This is a genomic window from Weissella confusa (assembly GCA_041871065.1).
In the GTDB taxonomy this organism is placed as follows: Bacteria; Bacillota; Bacilli; order Lactobacillales; family Lactobacillaceae; genus Weissella; species Weissella confusa_A.
Map to the genome: position 1 here is coordinate 328,278 of CP168942.1, position 13,651 is coordinate 341,928.

The 13,651-nt window shown below is 44.1% G+C and carries 15 protein-coding genes; 13 read left to right on the forward strand and 2 right to left on the reverse strand.

The features are described 5' to 3' along the window. Positions 1–105 precede the first annotated feature (105 nt). The 12 genes from ACAW68_01340 to ACAW68_01395 all read left to right on the forward strand — a co-directional run bounded on the left by ACAW68_01340 (position 106) and on the right by ACAW68_01395 (position 11,372). Positions 106–1,161: a BMP family protein gene (locus tag ACAW68_01340; GenBank protein ID XGA16247.1), complete on the forward strand. Its 1,056-nt coding sequence runs from the start codon at positions 106–108 to the stop codon at positions 1,159–1,161. 72 nt (positions 1,162–1,233) lie between these two features. Continuing rightward, positions 1,234–2,292 carry a BMP family protein gene (locus tag ACAW68_01345; protein XGA16248.1) on the forward strand — a complete coding sequence of 353 codons (1,059 nt, stop codon included), beginning with the start codon at positions 1,234–1,236 and terminating at the stop codon, positions 2,290–2,292. An 86-nt stretch (positions 2,293–2,378) separates the two neighbouring features. After that, positions 2,379–3,140 carry an SseB family protein gene (locus ACAW68_01350; protein XGA16249.1) on the forward strand — a complete coding sequence of 254 codons (762 nt, stop codon included), beginning with the start codon at positions 2,379–2,381 and terminating at the stop codon, positions 3,138–3,140. Positions 3,141–3,230: 90 nt separating this feature from the next. Then, the gene (locus tag ACAW68_01355; protein ID XGA16250.1) at positions 3,231–4,016 is read left to right on the forward strand and encodes an SseB family protein; all 786 of its coding nucleotides are present in this window, start codon (positions 3,231–3,233) and stop codon (positions 4,014–4,016) included. Between the two features lie 112 nt (positions 4,017–4,128). After that, positions 4,129–5,142, forward strand: coding sequence for an NAD(P)/FAD-dependent oxidoreductase (locus ACAW68_01360; protein ID XGA16251.1), 1,014 nt, complete (start codon positions 4,129–4,131; stop codon positions 5,140–5,142). A 211-nt stretch (positions 5,143–5,353) separates the two neighbouring features. Continuing rightward, positions 5,354–6,073: a 2,3-diphosphoglycerate-dependent phosphoglycerate mutase gene (gene gpmA / locus ACAW68_01365; GenBank protein XGA16252.1), complete on the forward strand. Its 720-nt coding sequence runs from the start codon at positions 5,354–5,356 to the stop codon at positions 6,071–6,073. Positions 6,074–6,210: 137 nt separating this feature from the next. After that, a complete protein-coding gene (locus ACAW68_01370) occupies positions 6,211–7,128 on the forward strand; it encodes an ABC transporter ATP-binding protein (GenBank protein XGA16253.1) in 918 nt (305 codons plus the stop codon). Then, positions 7,121–7,900, forward strand: coding sequence for an ABC transporter permease (locus tag ACAW68_01375; GenBank protein XGA16254.1), 780 nt, complete (start codon positions 7,121–7,123; stop codon positions 7,898–7,900). Before ACAW68_01370 ends, ACAW68_01375 begins: the two co-directional genes overlap by 8 nt. Before the next feature lie 12 nt (positions 7,901–7,912). Next, entirely contained in the window at positions 7,913–8,569 is a 657-nt protein-coding gene (locus tag ACAW68_01380) for a response regulator transcription factor (GenBank protein ID XGA16255.1), read from the forward strand. Between the two features lie 18 nt (positions 8,570–8,587). After that, positions 8,588–9,484 (forward strand): sensor histidine kinase, encoded by an 897-nt coding sequence (locus tag ACAW68_01385; protein ID XGA16256.1) that lies wholly within the window; start codon positions 8,588–8,590, stop codon positions 9,482–9,484. A 99-nt stretch (positions 9,485–9,583) separates the two neighbouring features. Further along, positions 9,584–10,444 (forward strand): aminotransferase class IV, encoded by an 861-nt coding sequence (locus ACAW68_01390; GenBank protein ID XGA16257.1) that lies wholly within the window; start codon positions 9,584–9,586, stop codon positions 10,442–10,444. Between the two features lie 88 nt (positions 10,445–10,532). Further along, a complete protein-coding gene (locus ACAW68_01395) occupies positions 10,533–11,372 on the forward strand; it encodes a YitT family protein (protein ID XGA16258.1) in 840 nt (279 codons plus the stop codon). A 54-nt stretch (positions 11,373–11,426) separates the two neighbouring features. On the opposite strand, the gene ACAW68_01400 is transcribed toward ACAW68_01395, so the two are convergent. Next, complete coding sequence (locus tag ACAW68_01400; protein XGA16259.1) at positions 11,427–12,479, reverse strand: AI-2E family transporter; 1,053 nt, start codon at positions 12,477–12,479, stop codon at positions 11,427–11,429. A gap of 76 nt (positions 12,480–12,555) precedes the next feature. Continuing rightward, complete coding sequence (locus tag ACAW68_01405; GenBank protein XGA16260.1) at positions 12,556–12,885, reverse strand: ArsR/SmtB family transcription factor; 330 nt, start codon at positions 12,883–12,885, stop codon at positions 12,556–12,558. Positions 12,886–13,030: 145 nt separating this feature from the next. On the opposite strand from ACAW68_01405, the gene ACAW68_01410 reads away from it, so the two are divergent. Next, positions 13,031–13,648 (forward strand): hypothetical protein, encoded by a 618-nt coding sequence (locus ACAW68_01410; GenBank protein ID XGA16261.1) that lies wholly within the window; start codon positions 13,031–13,033, stop codon positions 13,646–13,648. Positions 13,649–13,651: the final 3 nt, after the last annotated feature.

The window sequence follows — 13,651 nt, forward strand, 5'->3', positions numbered from 1 at the left end:
GCGAATATAATCGTTTACTTTTATGAATTTGTTCGTTATATTTATGGCATAGATGAATTGGTCATCGAAAAAATAAATGGGTTTTTCATAAAGGGGAAAAAAAACATGGCTTCAAACGTAAAGATGTGGATTGCTGGTGCTGCGGTAGTAGTAATCGCTGGTGGCGCATACGCCGCACTATCTGGAAACAAGTCAGCTTCAGGTGAAGCAGGTAAGACATCAGTCGCGTTGGTGACTGACGGTGGTGGAGTTGACGATAAGTCATTCCAACAATCTGCCTGGGAAGGCTTGGAGAAATGGGGTAAGGAAAACGGCGTTAAGCAAGGTAAGAATGGTTACACTTACTATCAATCAAAGTCACACGCTGATTTTAAGACAAACTATGATCAAGCTGTGTCAGCCGGTTTCAAGAACATTTATGGTATTGGGTTCCAATTGACTTCAACGGTTAACGAAGAAGCTAAGAAGCACCCAGACACGAACTTTATGATTGTCGATGACATCGCAAAGAAGCGTGATAACGTTGTCTCAGTAACGTTTAAGTCAGAACAATCATCATACTTGGCTGGTGTTGCTGCCGCTAAGACGACTAAGACGAACAAGCTTGGTTTCGTTGGTGGTATGGAATCAGCAGTTGTGAAGACATTCGAAGCTGGTTTCGTTGCTGGTGCAAAGTCAGTTAACCCTGACATTCAAGTTGATGTACAATACGTTGGTAGCTTTACTGATGCTGGTAAGGGTAAGACGATTGCGGCTTCAATGTACCAAAACGGTACTGATGTGATCTTCTCAGCTGCTGGTGGTGCCGGTGCTGGTGTCTTCACTGAAGCTAAGGACTTGAACAGCGAAAGGAACGCTGCTGACAAGGTTTGGGTAATCGGTGTTGACCGTGACCAAAACGATGATGGTGCTTACACGGCGAAGGACGGTAAGTCAAACTTCACGTTGACGTCATCAGTTAAGAAGGTTGGTAAGGCCGTTGTTGACGTGACTGAAATGGCAGCTAAGGACAAGTTCCCTGGTGGTAAGCAATTGGTTTACGGTTTGGACGACAAGGGTGTTGCTGTAACACGCGGAAACATGTCTGACGAAGCTTGGCAAGCTGTTCAAGCAGCCCAAAAGAAGATTGTTGATAAGGAAATCACAGTTCCTTCAAAGTAATTTGGTTAAATGAGACGTTGTGCGTTTAGACGCATAACGTCTTTTAATTTGATTTCATGTTGAGGGAAAGAGATGAAAAAAAGTGTGATTATTGGTGTTGCGGCAACAGCGCTGATTGCCGCGATTGCGGGGATGATGATAACGAGCCTCCCGACTGAGGCCGAAACGGAACCGATTCAAGCAACGGTAGCCATGATTACAGATGGCGCTGGCGTTGATGATCAGTCATACCAAGAACTTGCTTGGCGAGGGATTAAAAAATATGCCTTGGAAACAGGGCTGGCTGAGGGAATTGATGGCTATCAATCTTTTCATGCCATAACGGCGACGGAGGCACAGCAAGCAATTACCGATGCGGTTAATGATGGGTTTAAGACTGTTTTTGCGGTAGGGTATCGCAAAATCCAAGCTGTAGATGAAGCGGTTCAAAAGTACCCTGATCGAGATTTTGTCATGATTGGTGATGTTGCGCAGACACGACCTAATGTTGTGTCAGTAACCTTTCAAGCAAATCAACCATCATATCTAGCTGGCGTTGCTGCCGCAAAGACGACGAAAACAGACACTATCGGACTAGTTTGTGGGGAAAAGTCGGTTGTGATGGAGGCTTTCGAGGCCGGCTACATTGCAGGTGCACAATCGATTAAACCAGACATTAAGATTTTGCATGACTATGTTGGTGATTTTAAAAATGATGCCACGGCTAAAACCTTGGCGAATAATATGTATCAAGCTGGCGCTGACGTGATTTATCAAACAGCGGGTGGCGCTGGTCAGGGTGTTTTTGAAGCGGCCCGATCAATCAACGAAAAGCGCCGTAGTGCCGCGAAGGTTTGGGTGATTGGTGTTGATACGAACCAATCACAAAGTGGCCGTTATCAAGCACTTGATGCCTCATCAAACTTCACACTAACATCTGCGTTGAAGCGTGTTGATCAAGTGGTGTACGATATCGCTAATTTGGCGATGAAGGATGAGTTCCCTGGTGGTGAGCACTTGGTATATGGGCTTGATAATGATGGTGTCTCAGTAACGCGCGGACGCATGAGTACTGAAGCCTGGATGGCAGTGCAAGATGCCAAGCAAGATATTTTGGACAAGAAAGTGGTTGTACCAGAAACGTTAGATTAGGCTGATATTCCTTAGAACCTTTTTACAACACTATTCGTTTTAGTTGGGGTATACTAACAAAAAATAAACGAATGAGGAATTTGACCATGGCAGATGTGATTTTCAACCGTCCACTAGAAAATGAAGATCTTGAAGCAACGCTAGATGCTTACGAGAAAGATGTTAACCCTGAAACTGAGCATGATTTCATCGCGATGTTGGGTGCCGCATCATTGCTAGCACCAGTACAAGTTGATGCTGAATTGACTGACAATGGTGATGGTACTTTCGTAATTGACTCAGAAGTTGCCGCACAATTGAACTACCAAGTCATCCAAAACTCAAAGGGTGAAGTATTCTTCCCAGCTTTCACGAGCACAGAAGAATACAACAAGTGGTCAACTGAAGCTGAAGGTGTTGTTGCCTTGACTGTTTCATTGGAAACTTATGCCGCTTTGATGTCAGCTAACCCTGATACTGGTTTGGTTATCAATGCCTACGGTCAAAATGTTGTCATGAATCAAGACAACATGAACTACGTGATGGCAACGTTGACGCAAATGCGTGAGCAAGACCCTATCACTTTGGAAGATCCTGTTGATGATCAAACAGAATTTGCAGCTAAGTTGGCTGAGGGTATGGGTGAAGTTTTGCCTGACTTGCAAACTGTTTGGGCCATCGACTTGGTTCGTGCACCAGAGCGTGCATTGATTTACGTTATCCACACGGATGGTGAACTTGAAGAAGCAAAGGCACAATTCTTTGCCTTTGCTCAAATGGCTGGTGCCCCAGCATTCACGAACGTATTGGGTGTTCAAGAAATTGGTTACCCACGTGCGGCTGCATTCGCACCAATTTACACAAAGTAATCCAACAATTAGAGCATCTGTCATCTGGGCAGGTGCTCTTTTTTTCGTTATACTAGATGAAACACAAGGATTTAAGAATGGGGAATTATAATGGATAACCAAGAAGATGTTTTGCGTAACGACGCATTGCTAGATGCGTTGGCAGCATTTCGTGAAGATCAAAACGGCACAACGGAGCAAGCGTTTATTCAAGCGTTGATTGAAGCGGTCTTTATTGCACCAGTTAACTTTAGTGAGCCACCAATCATCAAGGAAAATGGGGATGTTGAAATTCCTGAAGGCGCAGAAATGCGTTTGTTGACGTTCGAGATGGAAAATGGCCACTCAGTATTCCCAATCTTTACAGATTTGTATGCCTTCAATGCCCAACCAATTGATTCAGAAGAGCCTGTTCACCCATGGGCTATGGCGTTGACTGACTACTTGCCAGTTTTGCAAGGTGAAGATTCTGAAAACCTTGAGGGCTTGGCATTGAACCCATTCACGAACGGTATGCCAATTTCACGTGAAAACTTGGCTTACATCGCTGGCTTGTTGGCAGCGCAACAGGGTGAAGGCGAGATGCAAATTTCTTCTGCTGAAGATGTCATCCCAACGCCATTGCGTTACGATTTGATTGGTTTGGCTGATGACGCTATGGGTAAGATTGAGCGTATGCACTTGTTGTGGTTGACGAACGAAGCCACTGGTACTGAAAACTACTTGTTGGTTGTTGATGGACCTGACAAGGAAGCTTACCAAGCTTTGTACGCTGATATCGCAAAGATTTTTGAAGAGAAGGCTGGCGAAGAAGGAAACGCAGTTGATATTGTTTCAGCAAGCGACTTCGGGGTTGATTTGTCAGAATTCGCAACGTTGTACGACCGTAACTTGTAAGAATAATCCGCTGTATAGTCCTTTATACTATGCAGCGGATTTTTTTGTAGCGTATAATACAAAAAGTAAATAAAAGAAAAATAAATCCGATAGAAACGGGAAGTAAACAATCATGACTGAATTTAAGGATACAGATTTAACAATTATTGGTGCTGGACCAGTTGGTATGTTCGCCGCCTTCTACGCAGGGCTGCGTGAACTAGACGTGACGATTATCGAAAGCTTGGAAAGTGTTGGAGGTCAAGTTGCCAACCTTTACCCACAAAAGACGATTTTGGATATTGCTGGTTACGTGAACACAACGGGAGCCAAGATTGTGAAGGAACTTGATGATCAAATGCGTCAATTCCAACAAGATTTGTATCTTGATACGACAGTTATTGATGTTGTCCCAAATGGCACTGAATTTGACATCACGACTGATAAGGGTTCATTCCACTCAAAGTCAGTTATCGTGGCAACGGGTAAGGGTGCTTTCGAGCCACGTCGTTTGCCAGAAGATGTTGAAAATGGTCTAGAAGGTCAAGGTATTCACTACTTCTTGAACGACGTTGAAGACTTCCGTGGCCACCGTGTGCTGGTTGCAGGTGGTGGTGACTCAGCTGTTGATATGTCAACATTGTTGGACACGGTTGCAGCAGAAGTACACTTGACGCACCGTCGTGACAAGTTCCGTGCCATGGAACACGCTGTTTCAGAATTGCAAAAGTCAGCCGTTCAAATCGAGACACCATACAACATTGAGTCTGTTGAAAAGGCTGAAGATGGTTCATTGAATGTGACTTTGGCTAAGGTTCGCGAAGATGAGAAGAAGGTGTTGAACGTCGATGATTTGATGGTTAACTACGGCTTCACGTCAGAAAATAAGATTGTTGCCGGTTGGACGATTCAACCAGCTGTTGAGCGTCAGAAGTTCACGGTTAGCCAAGAGATGGAGACGACTGTTCCCGGTGTCTTCGCGGTCGGTGACGTGGCTGAGTACCCAGGTAAGGCCGAATTGATTGCCACTGGTTTTGGTGAAGTGCCAACTGCTGTTAACAGTATCATCAAGCGCATCTACCCAGATCGCCAAGGACCAGTTCACTCATCTGGTTTGGTTATCGAGAATGGTGAAATCAAGCGATAACTGCTTGTAGTCAGTTAGCCGTTCCGATATACTGGATTTAACTTAAATAACACATTTTGACAGAGGTATCGCATTTCGTTGCGGTACCTCTGTTGTTGTCTTAGGCGAAATGATAACGGTGAAACTTTGGGGAACAATTAATCACTACTATTTGTTCTGAAATTTTGTTACAATAGTAACGAAATATTCTAATACAAAAGAGGTATCACCAATGGCAAAGTTGGTTTTGATCCGTCACGGTCAAAGTGAATGGAACGCATTGAACTTGTTCAATGGTTGGGTAGACACGAAGTTGAGCGACAAGGGTATTGCCCAAGCTCGTACTGCAGGTGAATTGTTGGCCAAGGAAGGCATCCAATTCGACCAAGCTTACACGTCAGTTTTGACGCGTGCGATCACGACGTTGCACTACGCTTTGGAAGAAGCTGGTCAATTGTGGATCCCTGAAATGAAGTCATGGCGCTTGAACGAGCGTCACTACGGTGCTTTGCAAGGTTTGAACAAGGCTGACGCCGCTGAAAAGTGGGGAGCAGACCAAGTTTTGCAATGGCGTCGTTCATACGACGTTTTGCCTCCATTGCTAGAGACGCAAGAAGAGACTGTTGAAGTTTTGGGTAAGACTTACCCAGCCTTTGACCGTCGTTACGCTGATGTTCCTGAAGGTGAGTTGCCATTCGGTGAAAACTTGAAGGTTACGTTGGAACGCGTATTGCCATTCTGGGAGTCTAACATTTCACAAGACTTGAAGGCTGGTAAGAACGTTGTTATCGCAGCCCACGGTAACTCATTGCGCGCATTGGTTAAGCACATCGAAAACATCTCAGATGATGACATCTTGGGTGTTGAGATTGCTAACGGTGAGCCTTTGGTATACGACTTGGCAGATGACTTGTCAGTTGTATCAAAGAAGGTTTTGAAGTCAGAAGACTAATTAACTGTTAAAAACACTCGCATTTTCCATTTGGAGAATGCGAGTGTTTTTTCTTGTCACTTTCTTGTCAGTTTGTAGGGCGAATTATTATTGTTTGCTCGTTATGATAGAACTATTGAAATGATGAGGAAGCGAATATGGCGGAAACGATTTTAAAAGTACAACACGCGACCAAGCGATATGGTAATCACTTGGCGCTGGATGATGTGTCACTCACGATTGAACGTGGCGCAATTTATGGTTTGATTGGTGAAAATGGCGCCGGCAAATCAACCCTTATGCGAGCGGTGATGGAATTGATTCATTTGGATAATGGGGATATTTCTCTGTTTGGTGAATCAACACCAGCGGGATTGCAGCTGGCACGCCGTCAGATGGGGCAGTCGATTGAAACACCGGCACTATATCCGGAGTTAACGGCGTATGCCAATATGCAGGTTCAAGCTGCAAATGGCGGTGTGGGCGAGACTGATATTCAAGCATTGCTAGACTTGATGAACCTCGGGTCAGTTGGTAAGAAGCGGGTTAAGAATTTTTCGTTGGGGATGCGCCAACGGTTGACGATTGCCATGACCTTAGTGACGAATCCGCAACTGTTGATTTTGGATGAACCAACTAATGGATTGGATCCTGCTGGAATTGTTGAAATTCGCGAAATTATTAAGCGATTGGTCAGTGAACGCGGACTGACGGTGTTGATCTCTAGTCACCTGTTGGATGAGCTGGCCCATGTGGCAACGCATTATGCAGTGCTTCATCACGGCAGAATCGTACGAGAGATGACGGAAGAAGAACTATCAACCGAAAGCCAACGTTACGTGGCTGTAACGACACCAACACCAGATAAGGCGATTGTGGTATTAGATAAATTGGGCTGGTCATCGTATGAAGTTATTGATGGCGAAACAGTCCGTGTATTCGGGCATATTGCAGAACGCGGGTTGCTAAACCAAGAATTGGTGCAAGCGGGCATTGAAGTTCTTGGACTCCAGGTTGCAGGCCAGAGTTTGGAAGATATCTTCCTACGTTTAACGGAGGAGACGGGCAATGAGTAATTTGCTACGAGCAGAATGGTTAAGGACGCGTTATAGTCGTCGCTGGTGGTTGGTTTTTGTCGTGATTGCTGTGTTGCCGGTCGTGCAAGGGTGGTCGCTATGGCAACAAGGTCAAAGCGGGGGCGATATTGTTCAAATTATTGAGACCGTTGTGAACGGTGCCACTGGGGTGTTGGCTGTTAAGAAGAATGGATTGGCGCTGTTGATGCTGATTATGGCGGCAATTGCGTTTATGATTGGTGAAGAATTCCAACATGGGACAATCAGAAACACATTGGCTTTGGGGCATTCGCGAACGCGCTACTATCTAGTTAAGCTGGGTGTCGCAATGGTGTTGTCGATTATGGCAGCGGTGATTTTAACCGCCGTGACAGTTGGTGGTTACACGTTATTTTTTGATTTTGGGCATGTAGCTGGATTTGATAGTTGGTGGACATTTGCCTGGCAATCGTTGTTGGTTGAAGGGTTGCTGGTTTTGGCGAATGTAGCAGTTTACATGATGATTGCCATCATTGTCCGTTCAGTGGGACCAACGTTGATTGTCAGTTTCTTGTACACCTTGGGGACGGGATTCGTACCGGGTCTGTTTGCAAAATTTGAATCACTGGCCTTTTTACAAAATTGGTTCGTGAATAAGTGGTTATTTTACTTTAACTTTGCTGATCCAAAGCAAACGCATGACTTGCCTGAAATCGCAATCGTGGCGCTACTCACAATTGTGGTATCATCTGTGATAGGGATTTTCTGGTTTAAGAAAACGGATATTAAGTAAGGGGCTGGCGTGATGGCGACGATTTTGATTATTGAAGACGACGCAACCATCCAAGCGTTATTAACTGAAAAATTAACGGCTGAAGGATTCGATGTTCGTCATGCGTACTCTGGCACAGAGGGGCAAATGGCGTTCACGCAAGCGAAACCTGATTTGATTTTGTTGGATTTAATGTTACCGGGTATGACTGGGGAAGAGTTATTAAGTGATATTAGACAACAATCAGAGGTGCCAGTCATTGCAATTACTGCCAAGGCTGACGTAGCTAGCAAAGTGGCGTTATTGACGTCGGGCGCTGATGATTACATTACGAAGCCGTTTGATATGGATGAGGTGATTGCGCGTGTCAATTTGCAATTGCAACATCACCAACAAACCGGTGGGGTGCGCTATGGTGATGTAGTGTTGGCACCAGATGAGCGAAGTGTCAGGGTTTCTGATCAAGTGATTAACTTAACGGCACATGAATTTGATATCTTGCGATTGCTGATGGCACAGCCTAAGAAGGTCTTTTCGCGGGCGAATATTTATGAGAGCGTTTGGCATGAACCGTATTTCGAAGCGGATAAAACGGTTAATGTCCATGTTAATAATTTACGTCGTAAGTTGAACGCGATGGGTAATGACTATATCAAGACGATATGGGGTGTTGGGTTTAAATTCGACTAATGAAGAGGAGTGTTGAAAATGCAGGTGCTGGTGATTTTGATGATTGGCGTGATTTTCGTGCTCCTTTTTATTATTTGGCGTACGAAACGTGGTCTGCGCGGATTGCAACAACAAGTGATGAACGTGTCTAAGCAAGCACAATATGGCCAACGTTTTTATTTAACAGAGCAAACGCCAGAATTGCGGCGGACAGTGGACCGTTTAAACCAATTGTTGGATGATTATGAGCGACGTTTAAAAGCGGCTGATCGAGTTACGGATACATTAGACGTGGCGATAACTGGTCTGTCACATGATTTGCGTACCCCATTAACGGCGATTAAAGGTTATATTAATTTGCTGGCGCAATCATCGGATGAGAAACAACGCGAACAGTACTTAGCGACGATTAGTCAGGCGACGGATCGTTTAGAAAATATGTTGAATCAACTATATGGCTTGGCGCGTTTGAATCAGAACAATGACCTGACATTAACATCGTTTGATTTGCAAAATAGTGTCATTGAAAATTTCGTAGGCCTGTATGAAACGTTTGAACAAGCGGGGATTGTGGTTGAATTTACCGAACCTGATTTTAGTACGCAAGTTGTCACGGATGAAAATCTTGTCAATCGTGTGCTACAAAATATTGCCCAAAATATTAGTCGGTATGGTGAACGGTATGCTGAAATCAGCTATCAACGTACAGATGATTGGGTAAGCGTCACCATAGCGAATGGTGTGGCGCCTGATGCAGCTGTGCCGGTTGATCAAATTTTTAATCGCTTTTATCGGGCAGACACAAGTCGGACGCAAACTGATGCCAGCGGCATTGGCTTGTTTATGGCAAAAGAACTTACTGAGCGATTAGGTGGTGAACTGGTGGCGACACATGAACCAGGACGATTTACAATGACGTTGCGTTTGCCAATATAAGTAATTAACACCCGAAACTTTTTCAGTTCGGGTGTTTTTTTGCCTTAAAATAGTGCTATTATGAGTAAATGATTAGAAAGTATTGCGGGGGTGTTGAAAATGAATAATATTGCCTATTACAACGGCAAGGAGTCGCTACTGGAAGATATGATGATTCCAGCAACCGACCGCGGTTATTACTTTGGGGATGGGGTGTATGACGCGACGGTCGTGCGCCATCATAAGTTGTTTGCGCTAGATGAACATCTGGATCGTTTTTGGCGTAGCATGGAAGCGGTCATGATTACGCCGGATTTCACCAAAGATGAATTGGCGACTTTGCTCAATAGTTTATCTAGCAAGGTGTCCGATGAGACCTACATGGTTTACTGGCAAGTGACTCGTGGTAGTGGGGAACGTCACCATTCATTTTCAAAGGATGCGAAGCCTAATTTATTCGTGACAATTACGCCGATGACTGTGACGCGTGAGGCACAAACTCGGGACTTCCGTATTCAAACCGAAGAGGATATTCGCTCTTATATGGCTCACGTGAAGACGTTGAACTTGTTGCCGAATGTTCTTTCGGCACAACGGGCGGCTGAAAAAGGAATGGACGAAACGGTCTATTATCGCATTTGCGCCGATGGTTCAACGCGTGTTACCGAGGGTTCACATACCAATGTGCACATGATTAAGGACGGAAAGTTGGTAACAGCGCCGACTGATAAATTGATTTTGCCTGGAATTGCACGTGTTCACTTGCTCCAAGCGGCCCGGGATTTGGGGATGCCAGTTGAAGAACGTGCGTTTACCAAGGAAGAACTTTTGACTGCGGATGAGGTGTTCATAACGAGTTCGTTGTTATTCGCTGGTCGCGTTGTTTCAATTGATGGACAGGCTGTTGGGCAAAAAGCTGGCGAACTGTTTATCCCGTTGCGTGAACGTTTAATTGACGAATGGTTTGCCGAAACGAATTAGTTTTAAAAAAGGACACACATCGATTGCATGAAAATGTTATGCTAGTTATATAACTTAAATACCTTTCCAACCCATAAGGAGACCCATTATGAACAAACGATTGAGTCAACAGGGCTGGTTTCGAGCGCTATCTCTTGTAGTAGCGTTGGAAATTATCGCGCTTTCGATTAACTTTTTCTACGCACCAATTAACGTTGCCGCTGGTGGCGCAACCGGTGTGGCCATTTTGCTGGATGCAGCGTTTGGCATTAACCGTGCTTTGACGGTGTTGATTATTAATATCGCCATGATTATATTGGCAGCTATATTTTTGGATCGTTCGACGGTTCGAAATATTGCATTCGGTAGTTTTTTGTTACCGGTATTAATGTACATTACACCAAGTCATAAAGTTGTTGAGGATGCCGTCCTTGCCGTGATTATCGGTGGCGCAGTGTTCGCATCGGGAATTGCCATTTTATATCGCTTTGAAGCATCAAGTGGCGGGACGACGGTACCACCGATGATTTTGAAAAAGTATTTTAAAATTAATACGGCCATTTCTTTGTTAGCCATCGATATGGTGGTGACAGTGTTTAACCTGTTTGTTTCTGGTACGAACGCTTTCTTCTTAGCTGCTTTCTCATTGGTGATTACATCAATGGTGATGCGCTACATTGAAACGGGACTGGATTTGAAGCATCAAGTCACGATTATGAGTAATGACAAGTTGGCCGACATCCAAGAGATGCTGCTTAACGAAGATCATAGCCTAACCGTCTTTGATGTGAGAGGTGGCTTCACTGACAATAACAAGGAAATGTTGTTGGTCATGGTCGACAACGCCAATTATGGACATATGTTACGTCTGATTCACGACATTGATCAGGATGCCTTTATTGTCACGACGAACGTTACTGAAGTTCATGGTGGCACGTTCGGAATTTAATGCATATAGAAAAAAGCTAGTGAACAAATCAGTTCACTAGCTTTTTTGCGTTATTTAATCTTTTTCGGCGACGACTACATCATCTTTGACATGCTTGCTGATACTTGCATCTTGTACGCCTAGAATAGCGAGGATGAAGGCCACAATTGGCACACCGATAATCAAGCCCCATGCGCCGAGCAAGTGTTCCATCACGATAATCGTTGCAAACGTGAGGAAGACCGGTAGCTCGGTGCGGCTGGCCATCAAACGTGGGTGGAGGAAGTATGACTCGAACATGTGGATCAAGGCAATCATAATCCAAACTTCAACCATACCAACCCAACCAAGAGCGGCGAATGACATCACACTCAATGGTAGCAATGAAATGATGACACCAGCAATCGGAATCAAACCAAGGATGAAAATCATCAATCCCATGACCATCACACTCGGTACGCCCAGAATACTCAAACCAATCATCATCAAAATGGTGTTGATAAAGGCGATGAGCAACTGGACTTCAATGACACTACCTAAAATCAAGATGAATGTGCGACCGAGGTCGTATACACGCTTGAAGAACTTAGGATAGTCAGAGTGCAAGAATTGCGTACCGAAAATACGAAGACGTTGCCAAGTAATCGCGAGTACGAAACTCATGAAGATTGACAAAACAATGCGGGACAAGACAGTACCAACCGTTGAAATCGTATTGATACCACTGGCCAACAGTGACTTCCAGTTATCAGTAATTTCACTAAGTAGGTTGAGCTTCTTATACGTATCATCGAAGTATTCCTTAATAACAGGATACTTCTTGATGAGTTTCATAATTTCGTCCGGAATAACCGCAAATTGGTTAATTAGCGTTGGCACGATGTAAATCATGGCAAATACAAAGACGAAAATTGCTAACAAGTAGACGATTAGGACGGAAAAGCCGTAGGGGATTTTCGTCCAACGTGACACACGATTAGCGGATTTAACGGCTAAAAAACCAAGGATGGCTGTTAGCAACAAAACGCTAATTAGGTCATGTAGCAAGGCGATGATTAGAACAATGACGCCAAGAGCAATGAACTTTTGCACGTCTTCACGGAGAATAAAGCTTTTAAATTCTTTCATGAGAACTCCTTAGAAGTATATTGACTTTATTATACGCAAATAAACTAAAAAAACGTAACGAATTCGTCACGTTTTTTTAGATGCCACCGTGTTCACGATGCAATCGGACGTGGTTTGCGTGCTCGAGCAAATCATTAAGCAATTCCATCATGTGCGGATCGGTGAGGGCGTATGTAATTTGGCGACCTGAGCGCGTGGCAGAAATCATCTGGTATTCACGTAACTCAGACAGTTGGTGAGAAACGCGAGATTGTTCTGCATGCAACGCGTTCATAATCTCTGTGACGGTAGCTGCACCATTCTCTTGTAGCAGGCAAAGAATCTGCAAACGTAAATCGTTTGCTAGAAGCTTGGCAATCTTTAATGCTTCTTGTTCTTGGACAAGGATTTCTTCTGATAATTCCATACTATTATTTTAGCGTACTTTGTCGTATTATAGTGAAGCGTATTTTTTGTAAGAGAAAGCGGGCTTTTTCGTGTTTTTTTAATTTTAATCGGGATATACTAGTCCCCGTAAGGTTAATTTTTTAGAGAACAGGATATTGAGTCATATGGATAAGGACGACAAGCTCGTTTTATTGGAACATTTGCGACAATTAAACGACACGTTAACCCGTTTATCATCCCGTCGACGTCGACTTCGTGCTGAGCGACGTGTCCGATTAGGGCAGCTCAAAAATACGATGACGTTTATCCTCTCGTTTGTACTAACTGCTCTAGCAGCAGTTCTTGCATTCTTTGGATTACCAATCTTGCCGATTGATAAGATTATCATTTATGTTGGTGCTACGGCATTGGCCTTTTTTATAACTTTGTACTTATTGATTTATTATTCAGTTTTGAATCGTGATTTGTTCTCGAAGCGTAAGTGGGTGCAGAAGCGCTTGCAACCGATGGATACACAAATCAAGCGTATGGATATGGAAATCAGATCATTGCTATCCGCACCATTTTTGGATGAGGTTGCTTTGGATGCAAAGTTTGTTGATAAGAACTTGTTGGCGGATGCCCGTGAAATGGTGATGAATGAACCAGAAATTACATGGGTTGAGATTGAACGACGTTTGAATACAGAAATGATGTTGAAGCGCACTCGTCGCCAATCATTGTTTGCATCTGAATGGTACCGTGTTTTTGGGGCATCTTTCCCTGAAAAACTACGTGCCTAAACG